The sequence below is a fragment of the Streptosporangium sp. NPDC006930 genome, assembly GCF_040635605.1.
Classification (GTDB): domain Bacteria; phylum Actinomycetota; class Actinomycetes; order Streptosporangiales; family Streptosporangiaceae; genus Streptosporangium.
The window spans coordinates 92,266-114,425 of record NZ_JBEYID010000005.1 but is presented as its reverse complement, the minus strand read 5'-3'; the positions used below and the strand labels follow the sequence as shown (position 1 = coordinate 114,425).

Annotated in this window: 23 protein-coding genes; 15 read left to right on the top strand and 8 right to left on the bottom strand. The window is 68.9% G+C overall.

Annotated features, from left to right (window positions below; all coding sequences use genetic code 11):
• Positions 1 to 44: 44 nt before the first annotated feature.
• Positions 45 to 2,156 (top strand): excinuclease ABC subunit UvrB, encoded by a 2,112-nt coding sequence (gene uvrB / locus ABZ664_RS11345; protein WP_362506641.1) that lies wholly within the window; start codon positions 45 to 47, stop codon positions 2,154 to 2,156.
• A 1-nt stretch (position 2,157) separates the two neighbouring features.
• On the opposite strand, the gene ABZ664_RS11340 is transcribed toward uvrB, so the two are convergent.
• The 4 genes from ABZ664_RS11340 to ABZ664_RS11325 form a co-directional block, all read right to left on the bottom strand.
• Positions 2,158 to 2,748: a Uma2 family endonuclease gene (locus ABZ664_RS11340; protein WP_362506638.1), complete on the bottom strand. Its 591-nt coding sequence runs from the start codon at positions 2,746 to 2,748 to the stop codon at positions 2,158 to 2,160.
• 173 nt (positions 2,749 to 2,921) lie between these two features.
• Complete coding sequence (locus tag ABZ664_RS11335) at positions 2,922 to 3,536, bottom strand: hypothetical protein (protein WP_362506635.1); 615 nt, start codon at positions 3,534 to 3,536, stop codon at positions 2,922 to 2,924.
• Positions 3,537 to 3,801: 265 nt separating this feature from the next.
• On the bottom strand, positions 3,802 to 4,395 hold the full coding sequence (locus ABZ664_RS11330) for a DUF4126 domain-containing protein (protein ID WP_362506632.1): 594 nt from the start codon (positions 4,393 to 4,395) through the stop codon (positions 3,802 to 3,804).
• A gap of 28 nt (positions 4,396 to 4,423) precedes the next feature.
• Complete coding sequence (locus ABZ664_RS11325; RefSeq protein ID WP_362506629.1) at positions 4,424 to 5,230, bottom strand: acyltransferase; 807 nt, start codon at positions 5,228 to 5,230, stop codon at positions 4,424 to 4,426.
• A 186-nt stretch (positions 5,231 to 5,416) separates the two neighbouring features.
• Here ABZ664_RS11325 and ABZ664_RS11320 point away from each other — a divergent pair, with 186 nt between their 5' ends.
• From ABZ664_RS11320 to der, 11 genes are all read left to right on the top strand, one after another.
• A complete protein-coding gene (locus ABZ664_RS11320; RefSeq protein WP_362506626.1) occupies positions 5,417 to 7,087 on the top strand; it encodes a CTP synthase in 1,671 nt (556 codons plus the stop codon).
• A gap of 110 nt (positions 7,088 to 7,197) precedes the next feature.
• Complete coding sequence (locus ABZ664_RS11315) at positions 7,198 to 7,809, top strand: NUDIX hydrolase (protein ID WP_362507260.1); 612 nt, start codon at positions 7,198 to 7,200, stop codon at positions 7,807 to 7,809.
• Between the two features lie 12 nt (positions 7,810 to 7,821).
• Positions 7,822 to 8,748, top strand: a complete 927-nt coding sequence (locus tag ABZ664_RS11310) for a tyrosine recombinase (protein WP_362507257.1) — start codon at positions 7,822 to 7,824, stop codon at positions 8,746 to 8,748.
• 99 nt (positions 8,749 to 8,847) lie between these two features.
• Complete coding sequence (locus ABZ664_RS11305; protein ID WP_350948232.1) at positions 8,848 to 9,795, top strand: ParA family protein; 948 nt, start codon at positions 8,848 to 8,850, stop codon at positions 9,793 to 9,795.
• A gap of 30 nt (positions 9,796 to 9,825) precedes the next feature.
• The gene (locus ABZ664_RS11300) at positions 9,826 to 10,659 is read left to right on the top strand and encodes a segregation/condensation protein A (RefSeq protein ID WP_362506622.1); all 834 of its coding nucleotides are present in this window, start codon (positions 9,826 to 9,828) and stop codon (positions 10,657 to 10,659) included.
• The gene (gene scpB / locus ABZ664_RS11295; RefSeq protein WP_362506620.1) at positions 10,652 to 11,335 is read left to right on the top strand and encodes an SMC-Scp complex subunit ScpB; all 684 of its coding nucleotides are present in this window, start codon (positions 10,652 to 10,654) and stop codon (positions 11,333 to 11,335) included. Before ABZ664_RS11300 ends, scpB begins: the two co-directional genes overlap by 8 nt.
• Complete coding sequence (locus ABZ664_RS11290; RefSeq protein ID WP_362506617.1) at positions 11,332 to 13,251, top strand: pseudouridine synthase; 1,920 nt, start codon at positions 11,332 to 11,334, stop codon at positions 13,249 to 13,251. The genes scpB and ABZ664_RS11290 overlap by 4 nt, the downstream gene beginning before the upstream one ends.
• Before the next feature lie 75 nt (positions 13,252 to 13,326).
• A complete protein-coding gene (aroH, locus tag ABZ664_RS11285; protein WP_350948236.1) occupies positions 13,327 to 13,686 on the top strand; it encodes a chorismate mutase in 360 nt (119 codons plus the stop codon).
• A gap of 184 nt (positions 13,687 to 13,870) precedes the next feature.
• The gene (locus tag ABZ664_RS11280; protein WP_362506613.1) at positions 13,871 to 14,953 is read left to right on the top strand and encodes a prephenate dehydrogenase; all 1,083 of its coding nucleotides are present in this window, start codon (positions 13,871 to 13,873) and stop codon (positions 14,951 to 14,953) included.
• Between the two features lie 262 nt (positions 14,954 to 15,215).
• Positions 15,216 to 15,872 carry a (d)CMP kinase gene (gene cmk, locus ABZ664_RS11275; RefSeq protein ID WP_362506610.1) on the top strand — a complete coding sequence of 219 codons (657 nt, stop codon included), beginning with the start codon at positions 15,216 to 15,218 and terminating at the stop codon, positions 15,870 to 15,872.
• Positions 15,869 to 17,293: a ribosome biogenesis GTPase Der gene (gene der, locus ABZ664_RS11270; RefSeq protein WP_362506607.1), complete on the top strand. Its 1,425-nt coding sequence runs from the start codon at positions 15,869 to 15,871 to the stop codon at positions 17,291 to 17,293. The genes cmk and der overlap by 4 nt, the downstream gene beginning before the upstream one ends.
• A gap of 55 nt (positions 17,294 to 17,348) precedes the next feature.
• Here the strand turns inward: der and ABZ664_RS11265 are convergent, their stop codons facing one another.
• Positions 17,349 to 17,759 (bottom strand): DUF397 domain-containing protein, encoded by a 411-nt coding sequence (locus ABZ664_RS11265; protein ID WP_362506605.1) that lies wholly within the window; start codon positions 17,757 to 17,759, stop codon positions 17,349 to 17,351.
• Positions 17,760 to 17,792: 33 nt separating this feature from the next.
• Positions 17,793 to 18,749, bottom strand: a complete 957-nt coding sequence (locus tag ABZ664_RS11260) for a helix-turn-helix transcriptional regulator (protein WP_362506602.1) — start codon at positions 18,747 to 18,749, stop codon at positions 17,793 to 17,795.
• 218 nt (positions 18,750 to 18,967) lie between these two features.
• Here ABZ664_RS11260 and ABZ664_RS11255 point away from each other — a divergent pair, with 218 nt between their 5' ends.
• The gene (locus ABZ664_RS11255; RefSeq protein ID WP_362506599.1) at positions 18,968 to 19,498 is read left to right on the top strand and encodes an ATP-binding protein; all 531 of its coding nucleotides are present in this window, start codon (positions 18,968 to 18,970) and stop codon (positions 19,496 to 19,498) included.
• Between the two features lie 76 nt (positions 19,499 to 19,574).
• Here ABZ664_RS11255 and ABZ664_RS11250 read toward each other — a convergent pair whose 3' ends face one another.
• Together ABZ664_RS11250 and ABZ664_RS11245 are read right to left on the bottom strand one after the other, a co-directional pair.
• On the bottom strand, positions 19,575 to 20,279 hold the full coding sequence (locus ABZ664_RS11250; RefSeq protein ID WP_362506596.1) for a response regulator transcription factor: 705 nt from the start codon (positions 20,277 to 20,279) through the stop codon (positions 19,575 to 19,577).
• Complete coding sequence (locus tag ABZ664_RS11245) at positions 20,276 to 21,280, bottom strand: histidine kinase (RefSeq protein WP_362506593.1); 1,005 nt, start codon at positions 21,278 to 21,280, stop codon at positions 20,276 to 20,278. Before ABZ664_RS11245 ends, ABZ664_RS11250 begins: the two co-directional genes overlap by 4 nt.
• 172 nt (positions 21,281 to 21,452) lie before the next feature.
• Here ABZ664_RS11245 and ABZ664_RS11240 point away from each other — a divergent pair, with 172 nt between their 5' ends.
• Positions 21,453 to 21,797: a hypothetical protein gene (locus ABZ664_RS11240; RefSeq protein ID WP_362506590.1), complete on the top strand. Its 345-nt coding sequence runs from the start codon at positions 21,453 to 21,455 to the stop codon at positions 21,795 to 21,797.
• A gap of 34 nt (positions 21,798 to 21,831) precedes the next feature.
• A complete protein-coding gene (locus tag ABZ664_RS11235) occupies positions 21,832 to 22,134 on the top strand; it encodes a hypothetical protein (RefSeq protein WP_362506587.1) in 303 nt (100 codons plus the stop codon).
• Positions 22,135 to 22,160 lie beyond the last annotated feature (26 nt).

Below are 22,160 nucleotides of genomic sequence, written 5' to 3'. Positions count from 1 at the left end.
CCTGTGAAGAAGAATTGTCGGTCACGCCACCTACAGTGGGACAGGTGAGGCCGGTAACAGATTTGCAGCGCAAGGTGGCACCCTTCGAGGTCGTCACCGACATGACCCCTTCGGGCGACCAGCCCGCCGCGATCGCCGAGCTTGAACGGCGCGTCACGGCCGGCGACAGGGACAACGTCCTGCTGGGCGCCACGGGCACGGGCAAGACCGCCACGGTCGCCTGGCTGATCGAGCGCCTCCAGCGGCCCACCCTGGTCATCCAGCCCAACAAGACGCTCGCCGCCCAGTTCGCCAACGAGCTGCGCGAGATGATGCCCAACAACGCGGTCGAATACTTCGTCTCCTACTACGACTACTACCAGCCCGAGGCATACGTCCCGCAGAGCGACACCTACATCGAGAAGGACTCCTCGATCAACGAGGAGGTCGAGCGGCTGCGCCACTCGGCGACCAACTCGCTGCTGACCCGCCGCGACACGATCGTGGTGGCCTCCGTCTCCTGTATCTACGGCCTCGGCACCCCGCAGGAGTACGTCGACCGCATGGTGAGGCTCAGGGTCGGCCAGGAGATCGACCGCGACACCCTGCTGCGCCGCCTGGTCGACATGCAGTACACCCGCAACGACGTGGCCTTCACCCGGGGCACCTTCCGGGTGCGCGGCGACACCGTCGAGATCATTCCCAAGTACGAGGAGCTCGCCGTCCGGATCGAGATGTTCGGCGACGAGATCGAGAAGCTCGCGACCATGCATCCGCTCACCGGCGAGGTGATCACCGAGGACACCGAGCTCTACATCTTCCCCGCCTCCCACTACGTCGCGGGCGCCGAGCGGATGGAGAGCGCGATCCGGGGCATCGAGGCCGAGCTCGCCGAGACCCTGGAGACGATGGAGCGCCAGGGCAAGCTCCTGGAGGCCCAGCGGCTGCGCATGCGCACCACCTACGACCTGGAGATGATGCGCCAGATCGGCACCTGCTCCGGCATCGAGAACTACTCGCGCCACATGGACGGGCGCACCCCGGGCAGCGCGCCCAACACCCTGCTCGACTACTTCCCCGAAGACTTCATGCTGGTCCTGGACGAGTCCCACCAGACCGTCCCGCAGATCGGCGCGATGTACGAGGGAGACGCCTCCCGTAAGCGCACGCTCGTCGACCACGGCTTCCGCCTGCCCTCCGCGATGGACAACCGCCCGCTGAAGTGGGAGGAGTTCCTGGAGCGGATCGGCCAGACGGTCTACCTGTCGGCCACCCCAGGCTCCTATGAGCTGGGCCGTTCCAAGGGTGACGTGGTCGAGCAGGTCATCCGGCCGACCGGGCTGATCGACCCCGAGGTGATCGTGAAGCCGACCAAGTCGCAGATCGACGACCTGGTCCACGAGATCCGCACCCGTACGGAGAAGGACGAGCGGGTCCTGGTCACCACGCTGACCAAGAAGATGTCGGAAGACCTCACCGACTACCTGCTGGAGCTCGGCATCCGGGTCCGCTACCTGCACAGCGAGGTCGACACCCTGCGCCGCATCGAGCTGCTGCGCGAGCTGCGGATGGGCGAGTTCGACGTGCTGGTCGGCATCAACCTGCTCCGCGAGGGCCTCGACCTGCCCGAGGTCTCGCTGGTGGCCATCCTCGACGCCGACAAGGAGGGCTTCCTGCGTTCGGAGACCTCCCTGATCCAGACCATCGGCCGCGCGGCCAGAAACGTCTCCGGCCAGGTGCACATGTACGCCGACCGGGTCACCCCCTCCATGGAGCGGGCGATCGACGAGACCAACCGCCGCAGGGCCAAGCAGATCGCCTACAACGAGGCCAACGGCATCGACCCGCAGCCGCTCCGCAAGAAGATCGCCGACATCCTCGACTCGCTCAACCGCGAGGACGCCGACACCGCCCAGCTCCTCGGCGGTAGCGGCCGTCAGCAGTCGCGTGGCAAGGCCCCCGTCCCGGGGTTCGCGATCAAGCAGGCGGGCCAGCACGCCAGGGCGATCGCCGGAGAGATGCCCAGGGCTCAGCTGGAGGCGCTGATGGAGTCGCTCACCGAGCAGATGCACCAGGCCGCCACCGACCTGCAGTTCGAGGTCGCCGCCCGGCTCCGCGACGAGATCAAGGAGCTCAAACGCGAGGTGCGGGACATGCGCGAGGCGGGGGTCTCCTGATTCACGAGCCTCCCGAGCCGATGAACCTTCCGAGGTCGAGATCGATATCGACGTCGAAGCCGATGTCCGTCTTCAACCGCCCCCGGTGAATGCCCGTGGGGACGTAGGCCTTGACGGAGGGTTCCAGCTCGAAGGTGTAGACGACGGGTTTGTCGTCCTCCTGCTCCACGCGCCAGAGGTGCCTGATCCCGGCGCCGGAGTATTTGATCGGCTTGGTGGTGCGGTCTCGCTCCAGCGACTCGGGGGAGACCACCTCGACCACCAGGTGCACGTCCTCAGGCTTGAACGAGGTCGTTCTCAGGCTGGTCAGGGCGGAGCTCGCCACCACCATGATGTCGGGCTCGGGTCGCTGTCTCATCCCCAGAGTCACGGTCATCTCACGGACGACGGCGAGATCGTTAGGTGGTGTGAGCTCTCTTTCGAGAAGTCTGAGCATGAGCATGTGAAAAGTGGTCTGCGGAGACATCATGATGAGCGACCCGTCGATCAGTTCGACATGCCGGGGCGCACCGGGGGGGAGATGATCGAGCATGTCGGCGGTCCACCCGCCTGCCGGCCCCGGGTAGAACCACTCGGGGAAAACGGCTGTCATCAGAGAACCTCCTTCGGCGACACCCGGAAACATTACCTGACGGAGTCATCCTGACACTCACCGTGTATGGCGTGTGGGTGTTCGAGATGCGGTGACCATAAGGGGACGCCGACGGTTTTCGCCGATGGCCTGCCCGGCTGTGGTCCCTTCACGAAGGGACCACAGCGAGGGGATCAGCGGGAGTCGTCGGGGCGGGCGCGGTTGACCATCGTGCGGTTGTAGAGCTCGTCGATCTGTTCCAGGGGGTCGGGGGCGCGGCGGCGCGCCTCGATCTCCAGGTCGGTGCGGCCCTGGATCGCGTCGATGCTCCCGGCCGAGTGCGCCATCTGGTCGTTGCGCAGGTCGGCCCTGATCCTGGCGCAGGAGGTGGTCAGCTTGGCGTGGTGCTCGCGCAGGCGGTCCAGCGCCGTGTGGTCGATGTAGGGCGAGACCCGGCGCTCCTGGGCGTAGTGGGCGAGCTGGGCGTCGAGCTGCTCGGCGTGCACCTCGATCTCGGCCACGAGGTGGGGCAGGTCGCCCAGGCCCCAGCCGTCGCGCAGCGCGTGGTCGACGGCCTGGCGGGTGAGGGAGACCTCGCGCCGCAGGTCGAGGCGCATCCGCTCGGTCTCCGCGGCGTCGCCGGTGCCCATCGCCGCCACGTGGTCGGCGACCCTGGTGGAGACGCTCCTGGCCTTCTTTGTGGCCTTCTTGCCGATCTTGACCAGCAGGTAGATCCCGGCCGCTCCCAGGAGAAGGAAGAACAGCAGGATCACCATCAGGACGATGAGGAAATCGCCGATCGGAGCCACCTCCCTGCGGGGACTGGACGGGATGTTTCGAGCATAGCCCGCGCCGCGATCCTCGCGCGGGCGTAGAGCCGCGTGGAGCCGGTCGGCGCGGTAAGGGGGGCCACGCACCCGGCGGAGGGCGTGGAACCGACCGTGAGGGGTGCCACGGCATCGCGTGTGGTGAGGGACACGGCGCCGACCGTGACGGGTGCCACGGCACCGTCTGTGCCGAGGGGGGCGGCGTGATGTCCGGTGTGGCCCGTGACGCGGACGCGCGGACGCGCTCTCATCGTGGGCTCGGGACGGCCGTTCGCCGCCGTCGTCGTATCCTGCGGGTCGCCCACCAGGCGAACAGCGCCAGTCCCGCCACCATCACGATGACCAGGACCGGCAGGAAGATCGCAACCAGGGCGATGCCCAGTGATCCGGCGTCCTCGACCGTGCTGGCCACGGGTGCGCCCACCCCGGCCGTGGTGGTGTTCACCACGGGCCTGGTGACCGCCTTCATGGTGTGTACGGTCAGGGCGATCGCGATCCCCAGGACCCAGCTGAGCCAGGGGTTGTGGCTCATCCAGGTGGAGCCGTCCAGCCGGGCCGCGGCCTCGGTGGCGCTGAAGACCACGCCGCCCGAGGCGGGGCGGACGACGGTCTGGATCATGTCGTTGACGCTGTCGACCACCGGGACCTTGTCGAGCACGAACTCCGCCAGGAGCAGCACGCCGATGATCCCGAGCACCCAGCCGTTGGACAGCCAGGCGAACTCCTGCGGCAGCCGTACCTGGTCGGTGAAGTTGGCGAGCAGGCCGACCACCAGCAGCGGGATGTAGGCGTTGAGCCCGGCCGCTGTGGAGAGTCCAAGGCCCGTCAGTGCCGCGAGCATCGCACCTCCGTAGTGTCTCTCTCCCTCTTCAACGGTTACCGGCCGTCGATCGATCCCGACCCGTCCCCTCCCGGGGTATCACTCCGGTCTCGGTGTCGATGCCCTCCGCTGGCCCCGAGACCCCGAGGGCCATGCCCTCCATGCCCTCCGTGACCCTCGTGACCCTCGTGACCTCTACAGTCCTCGCCGTTTCCATGGCGTCCACTGTTTCCGCGTTCTCCACGGCGTCCAGGTGGGGCGGTAGCCACCCCTGGCCGGGTACGTAGTGGCGCACCACCTTGGCGGGGATGCCCGCGATCACGCTGTGGTCGGGGAACTCCCCGCGCACCACCGCCCCGCCCGCCACCACGCACTGCCTGCCGATCCGGGTGCCGGGCAGGATGATCGCGCCGGTGCCCAGCCACGATCCCGACCCGATGGAAACCGGGTTGTTGCGCGGCCACTGGCGGCCGATCGGTGCCTCCGGATCGTCGTAGACGTGGTTCTGGTCGGTGATGTAGACGTACGGGCCGGTGAAGACGTCGTCGCCGATGTCGATCGACTGGTGGCCCACGATGTGCGTGCCCCTGCCGATGGAGCAGCTTCCGCCGATCCGTACGATCGAGTCCGGACCCAGGTCCACCCCGGGGCCCATCCCCGCAGAGATGGAGACCCGCTCGCCGATCAGGGTGTGGTCGCCGATCTCGATCCAGGCCTCGCCGAAGATGGCTCCGGGCGGGAACGACAGGCAGGCGCCCTCGCCGAGGCGCCTGAAGCGGTATCCGGCGGGGCTGACGGGAGTGATGGTGCCGGCCGCGCGAACCGCCGCCCAGAGCCGGTGCACGAGGCTGCCCATGGCCCGCCTTACCACACCATGAAGTGACATAACGGATCAAATTACCGCTTGGTTGGGTTTGAGAAAAATGCGGGTGGGGGGTTGTTAGGGCAGTTCGCCTGCACCGTTTGATATTCTGAGAGCCCGTGGACCTGTAGGCCATTCACAAGGGTGAGCCGACGATCTGTAACGACCACGGGAGCCTTCTTGCGCAGCGCCGCACACACCAAGCATCTGTTCGTCACCGGCGGCGTCGCCTCCAGTCTCGGGAAGGGACTGACGGCCTCCAGCCTCGGGCGCCTTCTCAAGCTGCGCGGCCTGCGGGTCACCATGCAGAAACTCGACCCCTACCTCAACGTCGACCCCGGCACCATGAACCCGTTCCAGCACGGTGAGGTGTTCGTCACCGACGACGGCGCGGAGACCGACCTCGACGTCGGTCACTACGAGCGCTTCCTCGACACCGAGCTGCACGGCTCGGCCAACGTGACCACCGGCCAGGTCTACTCCAACGTCATCGCCAAGGAGCGCCGCGGCGAGTATCTCGGTGACACCGTGCAGGTCATCCCGCACATCACCAACGAGATCAAAGACCGCATCCGGTCGATGGCCGGGCCTGAGGTGGACGTGGTCATCACCGAGGTCGGCGGCACCGTGGGCGACATCGAGTCGCTGCCCTTCCTGGAGGCCGTCCGCCAGGTCCGCCACGAGGTCGGCCGTGACAACGTGTTCTTCCTCCACGTCTCGCTGCTGCCGTACATCGGGCCGAGCGGCGAGCTGAAGACCAAGCCGACCCAGCACTCGGTCGCCGCGCTGCGCAGCATCGGTATCCAGCCCGACGCGATCGTGTGTCGTTCCGACCGGCCGATCACCAACTCGCTCAAGCGCAAGATCAGCCTGATGTGCGACGTGGACGAGGACGCGGTCGTCTCCGCCATCGACGCCGCCAGCATCTACGACATCCCCAAGGTCCTGCACTCCGAAGGCCTGGACGCCTACGTGGTGCGCCGTCTGGGCCTGCCCTTCAGGGACGTCGACTGGAAGGAGTGGGAGCAGCTCCTGCGCCGGGTGCACCGCCCGGCCAACGAGGTCACGATCGCGCTCGTCGGCAAGTACATCGACCTGCCCGACGCCTACCTGTCGGTCACCGAGGCGCTGCGCGCGGGCGGCTTCGCCAACGACGCACGCGTCAACATCCGCTGGGTGAAGAGCGACGACTGCGAGACCCCCGAGGGTGCGGCCCGCGAGCTCGACGGCGTCGACGGAGTCCTGGTCCCCGGCGGCTTCGGCGTACGCGGGATCGAGGGCAAGGTCGGCGCGATCCGGCACGTCAGGGAGAACAAGATCCCGCTGCTCGGCATCTGCCTCGGCATGCAGTGCATGGTCATCGAGGCCGCCCGCAACCTCGCGGGCATCGAGGACGCGGGAAGCACCGAGTTCGACACGGAGACCACCCACCCGGTCATCTCCACCATGGCCGACCAGGAGGACGTCGTCTCCGGCGAGCGCGACATGGGCGGCACCATGAGGCTGGGTCTCTACCCGGCCAGGCTGGGGGAGGACACGCTCGCCCGCCGGCTGTACGGCATGGCGAAGGTGGACGAGCGCCACCGCCACCGCTACGAGGTCAACAACTCCTATCGCGAGCAGTTGGAGAAGGCCGGCATGGTCTTCTCCGGCCTCTCGCCCGACGGCCGCCTGGTGGAGTACGCCGAGCTGCCCGCCGGCACCCATCCCTTCTTCATCGGCACCCAGGCGCACCCGGAGTTCCGTTCCCGGCCGACCCGGGCGCACCCGCTGTTCAAGGGCCTGATCGGTGCCGCCCTCACGTACGCCGACGTCCGCGGCACCGTCGCCAAGGCGGGGCGGGGAAAGTGAGCGGCTCGCGAGCGGGTGCGGGGAAGGACCGCAAGGCCCAGGAGGCTCACGAGGTCGACAGGAGACAGGACATCTCGACGGCTCAGGAAGTTGGGGAGGGGCGGGACGATCTGGAGATCGTGGACGCCTCCGAGGAATGGAAGGTCGTCTCCTCCACCGAGCACTTCCGTGCCCGCGTCATCACCGGGGTCACCGACGCGGTCGTGATGCCGGACGGCGAGGTCGTCAATCGCGACTACGTCCTCCACCCGGGCTCCGTGGCCGTCGTGGCCCTCGACGACAGGGATCGGGTCCTGCTGATCCGCCAGTACCGCCACCCCGCACGGCGGCTGCTGTGGGAGCTGCCCGCGGGGCTGCGCGACGTCGAGGGCGAGCCCCTGCGGGTCGGGGCGGCCCGTGAACTCGCCGAGGAGGCGGGCTACCGGGCGGACACCTGGCACACGCTGGTCGACACCTTCGTCTCGCCCGGAATGAGCGACGAGCGCACCCGGATCTTCCTCGCCAGGGACGTCAGCCCTATTCCCGAGGGGGAGCTCGACTTCGTCCACCGGCATGAGGAGGCCGACATGCCGGTGGTGTGGATTCCCCTGTCCGACGCGGTTCGGCGTGCCATGGCGGGAATGATCCACAATTCCCAAGCCGTGACCGGTATTCTCGCCGCATACGCCGCTTCGGCGGATGGATTCGCCTCACTGCGGCCCGCCGACGCACCGGAGGCATGACAGGAGGACACCCTGAGCGAGACGGAGGCCGTCCTCTCCAGTTACCTCGCCCACCTGGCCGTGGAGCGGGGCCTGGCCGCCAACACCCTGGCCTCCTACCGCCGTGACCTCCTGCGATATGTGGAACATCTCAAGCGGCGCGGCCACGTCACCTTCGGCCAGATCGCCGAGGGTGACGTCGCCGCCTTCGTGGCGGCGCTCAGGGAAGGCGACGGCGAGCACCAGGCCCTCGTCGCCGCCTCGGCGGCGCGGGCCGTCTCCGCGGTGCGCGGCCTGCACCGCTTCGCGCTGAGCCAGGGCGTCTGCCGGCACGACCCGGCCCACGAGGTGCGCTCGCCACGCCAGCTCAGGCGGCTTCCCAAGGCGATCAGCGTCCGCGACGTCGAGCGCCTGATCGCCGCCTCGGGACCGGACGGAGCCCCGCTCACACTGCGTAACCGGGCACTGCTCGAACTGTTGTACGGCACCGGCGCGCGCATCTCCGAGGCCGTGGGGCTCGCCGTCGACGACGTCGAGCTGGGTGCCGAGGCCCGGCGGGTGTGCCTGCGCGGCAAGGGCGGACGCACCCGCCTGGTGCCGCTGGGAGGCTTCGCGGAGGAGGCGCTGCGCGCCTACCTCACCCGCGCGCGGCCCCGTATCGCCTCACACGGCCGGGGTACCTCGGGGCTCTTCCTCAACGCCAGGGGCGGACGGCTCACCCGCCAGGGCGCCTGGGAGGTCCTTCAGGGTGCCGCCGAGCGTGGCGGGCTCGAAGGAGTGTCGCCACATATGTTGCGACATTCGTTCGCAACTCACCTCCTTGACGGGGGTGTGGACGTTAGGGTGGTTCAGGAACTACTCGGCCACGCCTCGGTGACCACCACCCAGGTGTACACACAGGTCACGGTCGACAAGCTCCGCGAGGTCTATGCCGGGGCGCATTCGCGCACGCGGGATTGACCTTGCTTATGTCCGGGCGTGCCGCCTTGCCGCATACGTGTTGACGCCATAGTGTCCGTCCGGACGGTCCGGTTAGAGGCCGTCAGGGAGGTTCGACTGGTGACTGTGACCGCCGACGGTTCTATCCGGGGAGCGACCCCGGCAAACCCCGAGAATCCCTGGGGCGACACCAAGACCGCCGGGACCCCTCGCAGTGGGGGAGTCCTCGGCCCGACCGGACGTCCCCGACCGGTCTTCCCCGATCCGCCCCCGCGCACGGTGCACGGGCCGGCGAGGGTCGTCGCCATGGTCAACCAGAAGGGCGGCGTCGGCAAGACGACCACCACCATCAACCTGGGCGCCGCGCTGGCGGAGGCCGGGCTCAAGGTCCTGCTGGTCGACTTCGACCCGCAGGGCGCCCTCTCTGTCGGCCTCGGGATCAACCCCCTCCAGCTCGACCTGACGGTCTACAACCTCCTCATGGAGCGGCAGATCACCGCCAGGGACGTGCTGCTGGAGACCGGCGTCGAGGGCATGGACCTGCTGCCCAGCAACATCGACCTGTCGGCCGCCGAGGTCCAGCTCGTCACGGAGGTCGCCCGTGAGCAGGTGCTCGGCCGGGTGATCAAACCCCTCCTGCCCGAGTACGACGTGTGCCTGATCGACTGCCAGCCCTCGCTGGGACTGCTCACGATCAACGCGCTCGCCTGCGCGCACGGCGTCATGGTGCCGCTGGAGTGCGAGTTCTTCGCGTTGCGCGGTGTCGCGCTGCTCATGGACACCATCATCAAGGTCCAGGAGCGCATCAACGACGAGCTGGTCATCGAGGGCCTGCTCGCCACCATGTACGACGCGCGCACCCTGCACGGCCGCGAGGTGCTGGCCCGGGTCGTCGAGGCGTTCGACGACAAGGTCTACCACACGGTGATCAACCGGACGGTTCGCTTCCCCGACGCCACCGTGGCCGGTGAGCCCATCACCAGTTTCGACTCCTCCTCGCTCGGCGCCAGCGCGTACCGCGAGCTCGCGAGGGAAGTCCTGGCCAGGTGGGCCGCGCTGGAGCAGTGATCTCGCCTCCGGGTGCGGGACAATGCAGGGATGACCGAGCCGCCGAAGACCGACGATGGCACCTTCAAGGTGCATCTGGAGGTCTTCGAGGGCCCCTTCGACCTCCTGCTCGGCCTGATCTCCAAGCACAAGCTGGACATCACCGAGGTCTCGCTCAGCCAGGTCACCGACGAGTTCATCTCCTACATCCGGGCGAGGGGTCCGGAGTGGGATCTGGACCAGACGAGTCACTTCCTGCTCGTCGCGGCGACCCTGCTCGATCTCAAGGCCGCGAGGCTGCTGCCCTCGGGTGAGGTCGACGACGAGGAGGACCTCGCCCTCCTGGAGGCCCGTGACCTGCTGTTCGCCCGCCTTCTGCAGTACCGGGCCTACAAGGAGGTCGTGAAGGTCTTCTCGGGCCGGATGGCCGAGGAGGCGCTGCGCTTCCCCCGTACGGTGCCGATGGAGGCCGAGTTCGCGAGCCTGCTGCCGGAGTTGATCCTCGGCATCGGCCCCGACCGCCTCGCGGAGATCGCCCAGCGGGCCTTCACCCCCAAGGCGCCCCCGTCGGTCTCGGTGGCCCACATCTACCAACCGCTCGCCAATGTCCGCGAGCAGGCGGTTATCCTTGTCGAGCGGCTGCGGCGGTTGCGCCGGGCGACTTTCCGGGCCCTCACCTCCGACTGCGCCGGCACCTTCGAGGTCGTCGCGCGTTTCCTGGCCGTCCTGGAGCTCTACCGGGAGGCCGCCGTCTCCTTCGAGCAGGTGGAGCCTCTCGGGGAGTTGCACGTGACCTGGACCGGCAGTGACGACGGCGACGTCGCCGTGGCCGACGACTACGACGAGACCCTGAACAGCCCGAAGGAAGAGCCCGCCGATGACTGACCTGGCACCCGAGGCCGGTCCGCGTGCCGAGGCCGGACCGTACGCCGACCCCGAAGCGCGAGCCGAGCCCGGTTCACGCACTGAGGCCGGACCGTTCGGCGAGGCCGGTTCGCGTGCCGAGGTCGGCCCGAGTGCCGAGCCGGACCTGCGCGCCGGGCTGGAGGCCATCCTGCTGGTGGTCGACGAGCCCGTCGCGGAGGTGACTCTCGCCCAGGTTCTGGAGCGGCCCGTCCACGAGATCAGCCGGGCGATTCGTGAGCTTTCGGCGGAATATACCGCTTCCGGGCGGGGTTTTGACCTGAGAGAGGTCGCGGGCGGCTGGCGGTTCTACACGCGGGCCGAGTGCGCACCGCTCGTGGAGCGGTTCGTCCGCGACGGCCAGCAGACGCGCCTCACCCAGGCCGCCCTGGAGACCCTGGCCGTGGTCGCCTACCGGCAGCCGGTGAGCCGGGCCCGGGTGGCGGCCATCCGCGGTGTCAACAGCGACGGCGTCATGCGCACGCTGATGACGAGAGGGCTGGTCGAGGAGGCCGGCACCGAACCGGAGAGCCAAGCCATGCTCTACCGGACAAGTTCGTATTTTCTCGAGCGGATGGGCCTGCGGGAGCTCGGCGAGCTTCCCGAGCTGGCGCCCTTCCTGCCCGACGACATGGAATCCCTAGAGGAGCAGAAGTGAACAGCAGGCGCAGTACCCCGTCCGGTGATGGACGCGGTCAAGGCCGTGGCGGAGCCCCGCGCGGTGGCAATCCCCGTGGAGGCTCACAGTCCGGTGGATTCCGGGGCGGGTCCTCCCGAGGCGGATCCTCCTCCGGCTCCTCCCGAGGCGGCCCCTCCTCCTCCCGTGGAGGCTCCCAGGGCGGTTACCGTTCCGACGGTCCGCGCCGCGATGATCGCGGTGGTTTCCGCGCCGACCGTGACGGTTCGCGGAGCCGGTATGACAAGCCCTCTGGCGGCTCCCAGGGCGGTTACCGCTCCGACGGCCCGCGCCGTGACGATCGCGGTGGCTCGCCCTCGGGTGGTTACCGTTCCGATGGTCCGCGTCGTGACGATCGTGGTGGTTCGTCCTCCGGTGGTTCGCAGGGCGGTTACCGTTCCGACGCTCCGCGTCGCGATGACCGTGGTGGCTCGTCCTCCGGTGGTTACCGTTCGGACGGTCCGCGTCGTGACGACCGCGGTGGTTTCCGCGCGGAGCGTGACGGTTCGCGGAGCCGGTACGAGCGGCCCTCGGGCGGCTCCCAGGGTGGTTACCGCTCTGACGGTCCCCGCCGCGACGACCGCGGCGGTTCGCAGGGTGGTTACCGCTCCGATGGTCCGCGTCGTGACGATCGCGGTGGTTTCCGCGCGGAGCGTGACGGTTCGCGGAGCCGGTACGAGCGGCCCTCGGGCGGCTCCCAGGGTGGTTACCGTTCCGACGCTCCGCGCCGTGACGACCGTGACGGCTACCGTTCCGACGCTCCGCGCCGCGATGAGCGTGGGGGTTCGTCCTCCGGTGGTTCGCAGGGCGGTTACCGTTCGGACGGTCCGCGTCGTGACGACCGCGGTGGTTTCCGCGCGGAGCGCGACGGCTCGCGTGGCAGGCCGGGCTCCGACCGTGGTCGCGGTGACGCGCCCGCCGGTGGTTCCCGTGGCCGCTTCGGCAGAACCGGACGCCGGGACGACGTCCAGACCATCGGCGGCAACCGCGCTGAGGCGTACGGCGAGCGCCGCGCACCCTCGGATCGGGCCGCCAACCGTGCCCCCCAGGCGAAGGCGCCGCTCAGGCCCGGGACGATCGCGAACGACCGGTTCAAGACCGCCCGCCAGCCCAAGCGCGACTCCGACTTCTACGACCGCGACTACACCGACGAGCGCGACACCACCGAGGTCCCCGACGGCATCCGGCTGCAGAAGGTCCTCGCCCAGGCGGGTGTCGCCAGCCGCCGGGCCTGCGAGGACATGATCGGCGAGGGCCGGGTGACGGTCGACGGTCAGGTGGTCCGCCGCTTCGGCGCCCGGGTCGACCCCACCAAGCAGGTCATCCACGTCGACGGCAAGCGCCTGCCGACCATGCCCGACCTGGTCTACCTCGCGATCAACAAGCCGATCGGCGTCGTCAGCACCATGTCCGACCCGGACGGCCGTCCCTCGCTGGCCGACTTCGTGGCCGACCGCACCGAGCGGTTGTTCCACGTGGGCCGCCTCGACACCGAGACCGAGGGCCTCATCCTGCTCACCAACGACGGAGAGCTGGCCAACAGGCTCACCCATCCGAGCTACGGGGTCCAGAAGAAGTACTGGGCGAAGGTTCCCGGCCGGATCGAGCGCGACCTCGGCCGCCGCCTGAAGAAGGGCATTGAGCTGGAGGACGGCCTGGCCAAGGCCGACTCCTTCGCCCTGGTCCAGGAGCACGGCCAGCAGGCCCTGGTCGAGATCGTGCTGCACGAGGGTCGCAAGCACATCGTCCGCCGCATGCTGGAGGAGGTTGGGCACCCGGTCATCGACCTGGCGCGCATCGAGTTCGGCCCGGTCAAGCTCGGCCGCCTCAAGCCGGGTACCGTCCGGGCACTCACCCTCACGGAAGTCGGGGAGCTCTACGCCGCCGTCGGGTTGTAGCCTTCCTGAAACGTGTGTTGAGACGCGCCGGATCACCCTGAGGGTGATCCGGCGCGGTGAAGTGGAGGTGCGGCGATGATGCGGGCGATCCGAGGAGCGATCCAGGTCGGTGCCAACGACCGGGATGAGATCCTCTCCGGCGTCACCGAGTTGGTGACGGAGGTGATGGGGCGCAACAGGCTCACCACCGATGACGTGATCAGCGTGATCTTCACGGCCACGCCCGATCTCACCGCGGAGTTTCCCGCTCTGGCCGCCCGCAAGCTCGGCTTTCACGACGTTCCGCTGATCTGCGCCTCCGAGATCGACGTTCCCGGCGCGCTGCCCCGCGTGGTGCGGCTGATGGCACACGTCGACGTCGATCGGCCCCGCCAGGACATCCAGCACGTCTACCTTCGTGGCGCGGTCGCCCTTCGCGTGGACATCGCCCAGTGAGTTCCTCGTGCGTCACCGTCGTTCTTGGCGAGGGGACTGCCAGGTTTACCCGGCAGGTGAGTCGCCTCCCTGTTACCGTTCCTGTGTTTGGAACGGTCAGGGCTTGGCCGTCGCCTACCTCGACCGAGGGAAGCGAGAAGCCGCTCCCTTCAGGGAGCGGAGGAGTCACCTCGGAGGAACGCGCGTGAGCGGCCTTGAAAGCGTCCTGGTCGTCGGTACGGGCCTGATCGGCACCTCGATCGCCCTCGCCCTGCGCGAGCAGGGCGTGGCCGTCCACCTGGCCGATCGCGACGCGGGATCCCTGCGGCTGGCGCGGGAGCTGGGCGCCGGTGTCGAGTGGGCCGAGGGTGTGACCGTGGACATCGCGATCATCGCGATCCCGCCGCAGGCGGTCGCGGGGCAGCTCGCCGCCCTGCAGGGCGCCGGAGCGGCCCGTTTCTACACCGACGTGGCGAGCGTCAAGGCGCTCCCGATCAGGGAGGCCGCGAGCCTCGGCTGCGACCTGACGACCTATGTCGCCGGGCACCCGCTCGCCGGACGTGAGCGCTCGGGCCCCGCCGCGGCGCGGGCGGACCTGTTCCTCGGGCGCCCGTGGGCGCTGTGCCCGACCGAGGAGACCTCACCGGACGCCGTGGAGGCCCTGCACGGGCTCGTCAAACTCTGCGGGGGCGAGGCGGTCAGGATCGCCGCCGAGGAGCACGACAGGGCCGTCGCGGTCGTCTCGCACGCCCCCCACGTGGCCGCCTCTGCGGTGGCCGCCCGCCTCGCGGAGGCGCCGGTCACCGCGCTCGGCCTGGCCGGCCCCGGGGTGCGCGACGTCACCCGCGTCGCGGCGAGCGACCCGAGGCTCTGGACCGGGATCCTGTCGGGTAACGCGCTGCCGGTGGCCGAGGTGCTGGAGGCGGTGGCGGCCGACCTGGCCGCCGCGGCGGCCTCTCTGCGCGCCGCAGCGGCCTCCGTCGATTCCGGCGCCATGACCCGGGTCACCGATCTGCTGCACCGGGGCGTCGCGGGTACGGGCAGGATTCCCGGCAAGCACGGCGGTCCCGCGCGCACCTACGCGGTCGTCCAGGTCATCATCGGCGACCGTCCCGGCGAGCTCGCCAGGCTGTTCCAGGTGGCCAAGGAGGCGGGCGTCAACATCGAGGACGTCAGGCTTGAGCACGCCCCCGGCCTGCCGCTGGGCGCCGCCGATCTGTGGGTGCAACCGGAGGCGGTGACGGCGCTGGCCGAGGCCCTGCGCGCGAACGGCTGGCACCTGCCGTGATCCTCGCCCCTGTGTGATCACGCGGTGTTCGCACGATGATCCGTCAAGGGTTCGGCGGAGCCCGCCGCCGAACCCCGGGGTGATCTCTCGCGAGGCCCGCTCATGTCCGGGTGAGCCTCGCGCATGCCGCGTCATGAGCGAGCCTGTCCTGTAAGGCCCGCTCATCTCCGGAGCGGGCGCCCCTGTTCGATGCGTGGTTCCTTCCCGCATCCCGGTAGCCTCGTACGGACAATTGAAGCGGGCTGTAAGGGAGAGGCGCGTCGTGACCGGACTGGTCGTCGCCATGGATGGTCCTTCGGGATCGGGCAAGTCGAGCGCGTCGCGAGGAGTGGCGCGAGCCCTGGGGCTGCGTTATCTCGATACCGGCGCGATGTACAGGGCGATCACCTGGTGGATGCTTCAGCGGGGCGTCGACCTCGCCGATCCCGAGGCGATCGCCGCCAGGGCGCTCGACCCGGTTCTCACGCTGGGCACCGACCCGGACGCGCCGGTGATCGCGGTCGACGGTGTCGACGCCCTCGCGCCGATCCGCACCGCGGAGGTGACCGCGGCCGTCTCGGCGGTGAGCGCGGTGCCCGAGGTGCGGCGCCGTCTGGTGGCCGAGCAGCGTGAGATCATCGGTGCGGGCGGCATTGTCGTCGAGGGCCGTGACATCGGCACGGTGGTGGTGCCCGACGCCGCGGTCAAGATCTACCTGACCGCGAGCGCGGAGGCCAGGGCCCTGCGCCGTACGGCGGAGCTGAGCGGCACCACGGTGGACGCCCAGCGGGCCGCGATGGCCCGCCGCGACACCCTCGACTCGACCAGGAAGGCAGACCCGCTGGCGAAGGCGGCCGACGCCGTCGAGCTCGACACCACGGCGCTGAACCTCGAAGAGGTCATCGCCGAAATACTGCGTGTAATTAAGGAAAAAGAGTGACCGGGGAATACGACGACGACAACGGCTGGATCGACGCGGAGCTCGCCGATTCAGGGACCGATGACAGCTCGCAGCGGGAGGCGGGGCCCGACACCTCCCCGCAGCCGGTCGTGGCCGTGGTGGGCCGCCCCAACGTGGGCAAGTCCACCCTGGTCAACCGGATCATCGGCCGCCGGGAGGCGGTCGTGGAGGACGTGCCGGGGGTGACCCGCGACCGGGTCACCTACGACGCCACCTGGCGGGGGCGCCGGTTCACGGTGGTCGACACCGGAGGCTGGGACCCCGACGCGACCGGCATGGCGCTGAAGATCGCGGAGCAGGCCCAGATCGCGGCCGAGCTGGCCGACGTGATCCTGTTCGTGGTCGACGCCGTCGTGGGCGTGACCGACGCGGACGAGATCGTCGGCCACGTACTGCGCGGATCTGGCAAGCCGGTCATCCTCGCCGCCAACAAGGTCGACAACCAGCAGATGGAGCTGGAGGCCGCAGGGCTGTGGTCCCTCGGCCTGGGCGAGCCGCAGCCGGTCTCCGCCCTGCACGGCCGCTCCAGCGGCGACCTGCTGGACGTGATCCTCGAAAAGCTGCCCGAGACGCCCGAGCAGCGCTTCGGCCCCGAGCGCGGTCCGCGCAGGGTCGCCCTGGTCGGCAAGCCCAACGTGGGCAAGTCTTCGCTGCTGAACAAGCTGGCGGGCGCCGAGCGGGTGCTCGTCGACCCGATGGCGGGCACCACCCGCGACCCGGTGGACGAGCTGATCGAGCTCGGCGGCAAGACCTGGCGCTTCGTCGACACCGCCGGAATCAGGCGGCGCGACCGTGAGCTCAAGGGCGCCGACTTCTACGCGAGCATGCGCACCCGGGGGGCCCTGGAGCGCTCGGAGATCGCGGTCGTGCTCATCGACGCGAGCGAGGTGCTGACCGAGCAGGACCTGCGGATCATCTCCCTGGTGATCGAGTCCGGCCGGTGCATGGTCGTGGCGTTCAACAAGTGGGACCTGCTGGACGAGGACCGCCGCTACTACCTGGAGAAGGAGATCGACCGCCAGCTCGTCCGCGTGCCGTGGGCGCTGCGGATCAACATCTCCGCGAAGAACGGCTGGCACGTCGACCGGATCGTCCCCGCGATCGAGAAGGCGCTCGACTCCTGGTCGACCCGGGTGCCCACCGCCAGGCTCAACGCCTTCCTGACCGACCTGGTCGCGGCGACCCCGCCCCCGGTCCGCAGCGGCAAGCAGCCCAAGATCCTCTTCGCCACGCAGGCGTCGACGGAGCCGCCGAAGTTCGTGCTGTTCACCTCGGGCTTCCTGGAGGAGACCTACCGCCGCTTCATCGAGCGCCGGATCCGCGAGGAGTTCGGCTTCGCCGGGTCGCCCATCGAGGTCACCATGAAGATCCGCGAGAAGCGCCAGGGGCAGAAGAAGTAAGCACCTCACCGCGAACGGCCCGGCCCGCGCCGGGCCGTTCGTCGTTTCCCGAAGGTCAGGCGCCGATCGGGGTGCCGAGGAGCCAGGGGAGGGTGAACTCGTCGTCGTGGGTCACCCCGTCGAGGAACGTGTGCCATTCGCCGAGTGTGTAGGTGACGGTGATTGTGGGCGGGGTGTCGCTGTCCTGGATGGTGACGCGGTCGCCGTCGAGGCCGATGAGGAGGTGACCCGCGACGAGGGTGGGGGAGGCCGGTTTTCTGAGGGTGAGGTTGCCCGCTCGGACCTGGTCGAGGAGGGTAAGCCAGGTTTTCGGTGTGACGGCGAGGACGGGACCGTGGGGGGAGGGGTTGTTGGAGTTGTGCAGCCAGACGACGGTGCCGTCGAAGCGTGCTTCGACGCAGTTGCTCTGAGCGCCGCTGCGAGCGCTTTTACGCCAAACTCCGCAGGAATGCTGATCGCCAACCATCGTTGAACGTCCTCCCTGGATAAATCGCGACAATTAGAGCGTAACGGCTATCTCCTGCAGGAAAGAGACTGATTTATCAGGGCTCAGGGCAAGATCGCAGAGGTGATCGAAAGCTCGGAGATACTGTTCGACGCTGTGTTCGTCTTCGATGTAGGCGTCGGTGTTCATCGTCTCGACATGCGCGACGTCCAGGCTGGGAAGACGCAGGATGGTGAAGGCTCCTGACATTCCAGGATGAGGTTGGCTGGTGAACGGCAGAATCTGCAGGGTGACGTTGGGCCATGCCGCGCACTCGCGTAGATACTCGATCTGATCACGAAAGATCTCCGGGCCGCCAATGGGATGACGGAGGGCGGCCTCGCTGATCACGGCGCGTAGGATGACCGGTTCCTGCCGCCTGAGGATGGTCTTGCGTGCCGCCCGGACGGCGACGAACTCCCCAAGCTCGGTGGCGCTGCTCAGGCCTTGCATGGCGGACACGAACGTTCGGGCATACGCCTCTGTCTGCAGCAGCCCCGGCATCAGGTATGCCTCGTAGGTTTGGATCTCGGTCGCCGTCGATTCGAGCCGTATCAGGTCTACGTACGAAGGCGCCAACGCGTCGCCGTGCTCGACCCACCAGCCGCGTCGTTCCTGTTGTATCTCAGCCGCGACGACCATGAGCTTGTCCCGGACGGCTGGGTCGGTGACTCCGTAGGCATCCAGGATCGGAGGCACGTCGCGCGGAGGGATGCCGACCATGCCGTTCTCGATGCGGCTGAGCGAGGCCGTGGAACGTTTGCATTTGTCCGCTGCTATGGCAAGTGAAGGGATTCCCGCCGCCGCGCGAAGTTCTGCCAGTTTCGCGCCGAGCCAGCGCTGTCGAAGCGACGGTATGTCGGTGTTCATTTTCCCTCCCGCAGTAATGATCTCGATCAGGATGGGCCGAGAAAGAAACTCGGCGTAACTATTTCGCTCAACCAGCTTGCGCTCCGGAACCGCGAAGCTCACTGTAGACCCCAGCGATAGGTCACCGAAGGCGATCGATCAAAAGCGTTCAGTAATCGCGGTTGGGTGAGGTCGAAGCGTCGAGGACGCCGCTCTCGCCGCGAAAGGTGGCGCCCGTGTGAGCTGCCGGATGGCGGCGTATCGCTATGTGGACAAGCCATGTCAGGCGAGATGGAACGTTCCTGGAGCGATCGGTTCTGTGAACGAAGGAAGGGACAGGGATGATGGGGAAGCGTTCGCGTGCTCTGATCGTCGGCGGGATCTCCGGATGGTTCCGGAGCGCCCGGTTCAACGGCGCGGATCGGAGGTTCTCCGGCCTGGACTGGCAGCTGTTCGCGCTGGACGTGCTGTCCGCCTCGCCGAGCTTCTCCCGCCGGTTCGCGGCCACGGCCTCGCAGGTCAGGTCGGCCCGTACCTTCGTCGCCGACCTGCTGGGGGAGGACCATCCGCGCAGGGACGACGCGGTCCTGCTCACCAGCGAGCTCGCCGGGAACGTGATCCGGCACGCGGTCCAGCGGGAGTTCCTCGTCTCGCTGGCGTTCGCGACCGGCGGCGTGCTGGTCGCGGTCCGGGACTGCGGGTCCTCCAGGATCCCGTACCCGAGGGTGGCCGAGGAGGAATCCCCGAGCGGCCGAGGTCTCGCCCTGGTCGACACCCTGGCGGCCCGCTGGGGTTTCCATCGATCACCCGGAAGCACGAGCGTCTGGTTCCAGCTCGCCCCACCCTCGCCTGGCCGAGGCGGAGAGGATTGATCGAAGGCGCGGGGGCACCCTCCCCGCCGCCGAGGTTCGTGCTGTTCGTGTCGATCAGGCCCGCGTGGGTGGCGGGTCAGGGTTCGATCAGGCCGGCGCGGATGGCGTAGCGGGTGAGGTCGAGCCGGTCGCGCATGCCGAGCTTCTGCAGGATGTTGGCGCGATGCCGGTCGACGGTCTTCACGCTGATGAAGAGGGTCTCGGCGACCTGCTTGGCGGAGTTGCCCTCGGCGATCAGCTTGACGATCTCCTCCTCGCGCGGGGTGAGGATGCTGTCGGGCATGCTCTGCCCCATCCTGTCGCGCTGCAGGTAGTGCCTGATCAGGGCGGTGACGGCACCCGGATACAGGAACGGCTCACCGCGCATCGCCGCCCTGCACGCCTCCAGCAGGTCGCGGTCGGCCACCGACTTCAGCACGTAGCCCGAGGCTCCCGCCTTGAGCGCCTCGAAGAAGTACTGCTCGTTGTCGTACATCGACAGGATCAGCAGCCGGATGCCGGGCGCGCGCCGTGAGATCTCGCGGGCCGCCTGCAGGCCGGTCATGCGAGGCATCGCGATGTCGAGGATGGCGAGGTCGACCCCCTCGGGAGTGGCCGCCTCCACCGCTTCGGCGCCGTTGGCGGCCTCGGCCACCACCCTGAGATCGGGCTCGGCGTCCAGGATCAGCCGCAGTCCGCGGCGGACCAGGGCGTGGTCGTCGGCGAGCAGGATCCTGGTGGGGCTCCCGACGCTCACGGGGGTCCCGGGGGTCCCGGGGGTCCCAGGGGTCACAGTGCTCATGAGGCTCTCCGTTCGGTGTCGGCGACCGGTACGGTGAGGCGGACGTCGGTGCCGCCGTCCTGCGGAGAGGTCACGGTCAGTTGGGCGCCGATGAGCAGGGCGCGCTCCCGCATTCCGCGGATACCCGCCCCATCCTGGCGTACGCCGCCGCGGCCGTCGTCGGTGATGCGCAGTTCCAGGACGCCGGGCCGGACGGTCAGCGACACCTCGACGTTGGATGCCCGGGCGTGCCTGGCCGCGTTGGTCAGGCCCTCCTGGGCGATGCGGTAGAGGACCAGCTCGACGTCCTCGCTCAGCGAGGGTAGGTCGGCTTCGACCCTGCGTGTCACGGGAACGCCGGTGCTCTGGGAGAAATCGCTGCTCAGCGCGCTGAGGGCGCTCTGCAGGCCGAGGTCTTCCAGGACGCCGGGACGCAGGCGGCGGGCGACCTGCCCCACCTCGTCCAGGCTCGCGCGGACGCTCTCCTGCACCGCGTGCAGGTCCTCGCGCAGCTCTTGCGGCGCGCGGTTGGCGGCGTGTTTGAGGCTCAGCAGGACCACGGTCAGGCTCTGGCCGATCTCGTCGTGCAGCTCGCGGGCGATGCGGCGTCGCTCGCCCTCCTGAGCCGCGAGGGCGTGGGCGCTGCTGGCGCTGCGTTCGGCCTCCAGCCGGTCCAGCATCGCGTTGAAGGTGTCGATCAGGTGGGCGAGGTCACGATTGCCGCCGCTGGGCAGCCGATTATGGGGGTGCAGCAGGTCCACACGCTGCATGAGGGCGGTGAGCGCGTCGAGCGGTGCCAGACTGGTGCGCAGGAGCAGGGCGTTCGCCGTCAGGATCACCGCCAGGCCGACCGTCAGCACCGGGATCTCGGTCAGGAGCACCGGGGAGGAGACGGTGGCCGGTGAGAGGGCGAGCACCAGCGTACCGACGGTGAAGACCAGCCCGTTGATCGCGAACAGCCGCCTGAACAGGATGCGCCCCGGACTGCGCGCCCCTGCTTGACGGTGGGTGCGTTCGCTCATCTGACCAGCTTCCTCGTTGTGGCACAGGCTGTCCATCCGGGGTGCCTCCCATACCCGTGTGCCGCCCCTACATGTTTCACCCCTGCTCAGATGGGTGCCGACCCCAATGGCGGCGAAGAGGTGGGACCGATGGGATGAAAGGGCGGCGACCACCAGCAGACGGGAGAGGGCGATGGGTACGAGCGATGTCGGCATTCTCTGGCTGGACGCCGTCACCCGCGACGGTGCCACGATCACGGTGAACGCGGCCGCCCGAGCCTTCATCGCCGACCCCGTGGCGTGCGCCTCCTACCCGGGCTCACCGGACGCCGCCAAACTCGCCGCCGTCGAGGCGGAGGTCCGCGACTACGTCGGGAGACGCGACCTGTCCCGGCTGTCCAAGCGGGTCGACCTCGCCTGCGCGGCCGGCGACGAGGCCCGCCACTGGGGCGTCGAGGTGGCACTGGTGGCGATCACCCGCGTCGAGGTGCGGCGCCGCGAGGACCTGATCCGCTGGGCGGAACGACTCGCGTCGTGACGGCGACCACGAGTGGAAGGAAGTGATCGCCGATATGGACATCACCCGCACGACCGTCCCCGGTACGGGAACCCTGTTCCACTTCGCTACCCGAGACGGTCAGCGACTCGCGGTCATCGTGGAGAGCGACGGACCGCGGCGGCTTCTGGTGTACGGCGCGGGCGACGAGCCGGCGCAGGCCATCGCGCTGGAGCAGGACGAGGCCGACCAGATCGCGCAGGTCCTGCACAGCCGCTCGGTGGACGACAGGCTCGCCGCCCTCGAACGACGGATGGCCGACATCGCCAGGGCCACGCAGGCCACAGGGGTCACAGGGAGTACAGGAGGGGCCTCGTGAGCACACCGCCCGCGGTACGCCACCTC

Excerpts from the sequence above, each read along its gene's own strand:
- ABZ664_RS11235 (WP_362506587.1), top strand. The coding sequence starts at position 21,832 with ATGGACATCACCCGCACGACCGTCCCCGGTACGGGAACCCTGTTCCAC.
- ABZ664_RS11265 (WP_362506605.1), bottom strand. The coding sequence starts at position 17,759 with ATGGTTGGCGATCAGCATTCCTGCGGAGTTTGGCGTAAAAGCGCTCGC.
- ABZ664_RS11340 (WP_362506638.1), bottom strand. The coding sequence starts at position 2,748 with ATGACAGCCGTTTTCCCCGAGTGGTTCTACCCGGGGCCGGCAGGCGGG.
- ABZ664_RS11240 (WP_362506590.1), top strand. The coding sequence starts at position 21,453 with ATGGGTACGAGCGATGTCGGCATTCTCTGGCTGGACGCCGTCACCCGC.
- ABZ664_RS11330 (WP_362506632.1), bottom strand. The coding sequence starts at position 4,395 with ATGCTCGCGGCACTGACGGGCCTTGGACTCTCCACAGCGGCCGGGCTC.
- ABZ664_RS11250 (WP_362506596.1), bottom strand. The coding sequence starts at position 20,279 with ATGAGCACTGTGACCCCTGGGACCCCCGGGACCCCCGGGACCCCCGTG.
- aroH (WP_350948236.1), top strand. The coding sequence starts at position 13,327 with ATGATGCGGGCGATCCGAGGAGCGATCCAGGTCGGTGCCAACGACCGG.
- ABZ664_RS11245 (WP_362506593.1), bottom strand. The coding sequence starts at position 21,280 with ATGAGCGAACGCACCCACCGTCAAGCAGGGGCGCGCAGTCCGGGGCGC.
- ABZ664_RS11300 (WP_362506622.1), top strand. The coding sequence starts at position 9,826 with ATGACCGAGCCGCCGAAGACCGACGATGGCACCTTCAAGGTGCATCTG.
- ABZ664_RS11255 (WP_362506599.1), top strand. The coding sequence starts at position 18,968 with ATGATGGGGAAGCGTTCGCGTGCTCTGATCGTCGGCGGGATCTCCGGA.
- ABZ664_RS11325 (WP_362506629.1), bottom strand. The coding sequence starts at position 5,230 with ATGGGCAGCCTCGTGCACCGGCTCTGGGCGGCGGTTCGCGCGGCCGGC.
- scpB (WP_362506620.1), top strand. The coding sequence starts at position 10,652 with ATGACTGACCTGGCACCCGAGGCCGGTCCGCGTGCCGAGGCCGGACCG.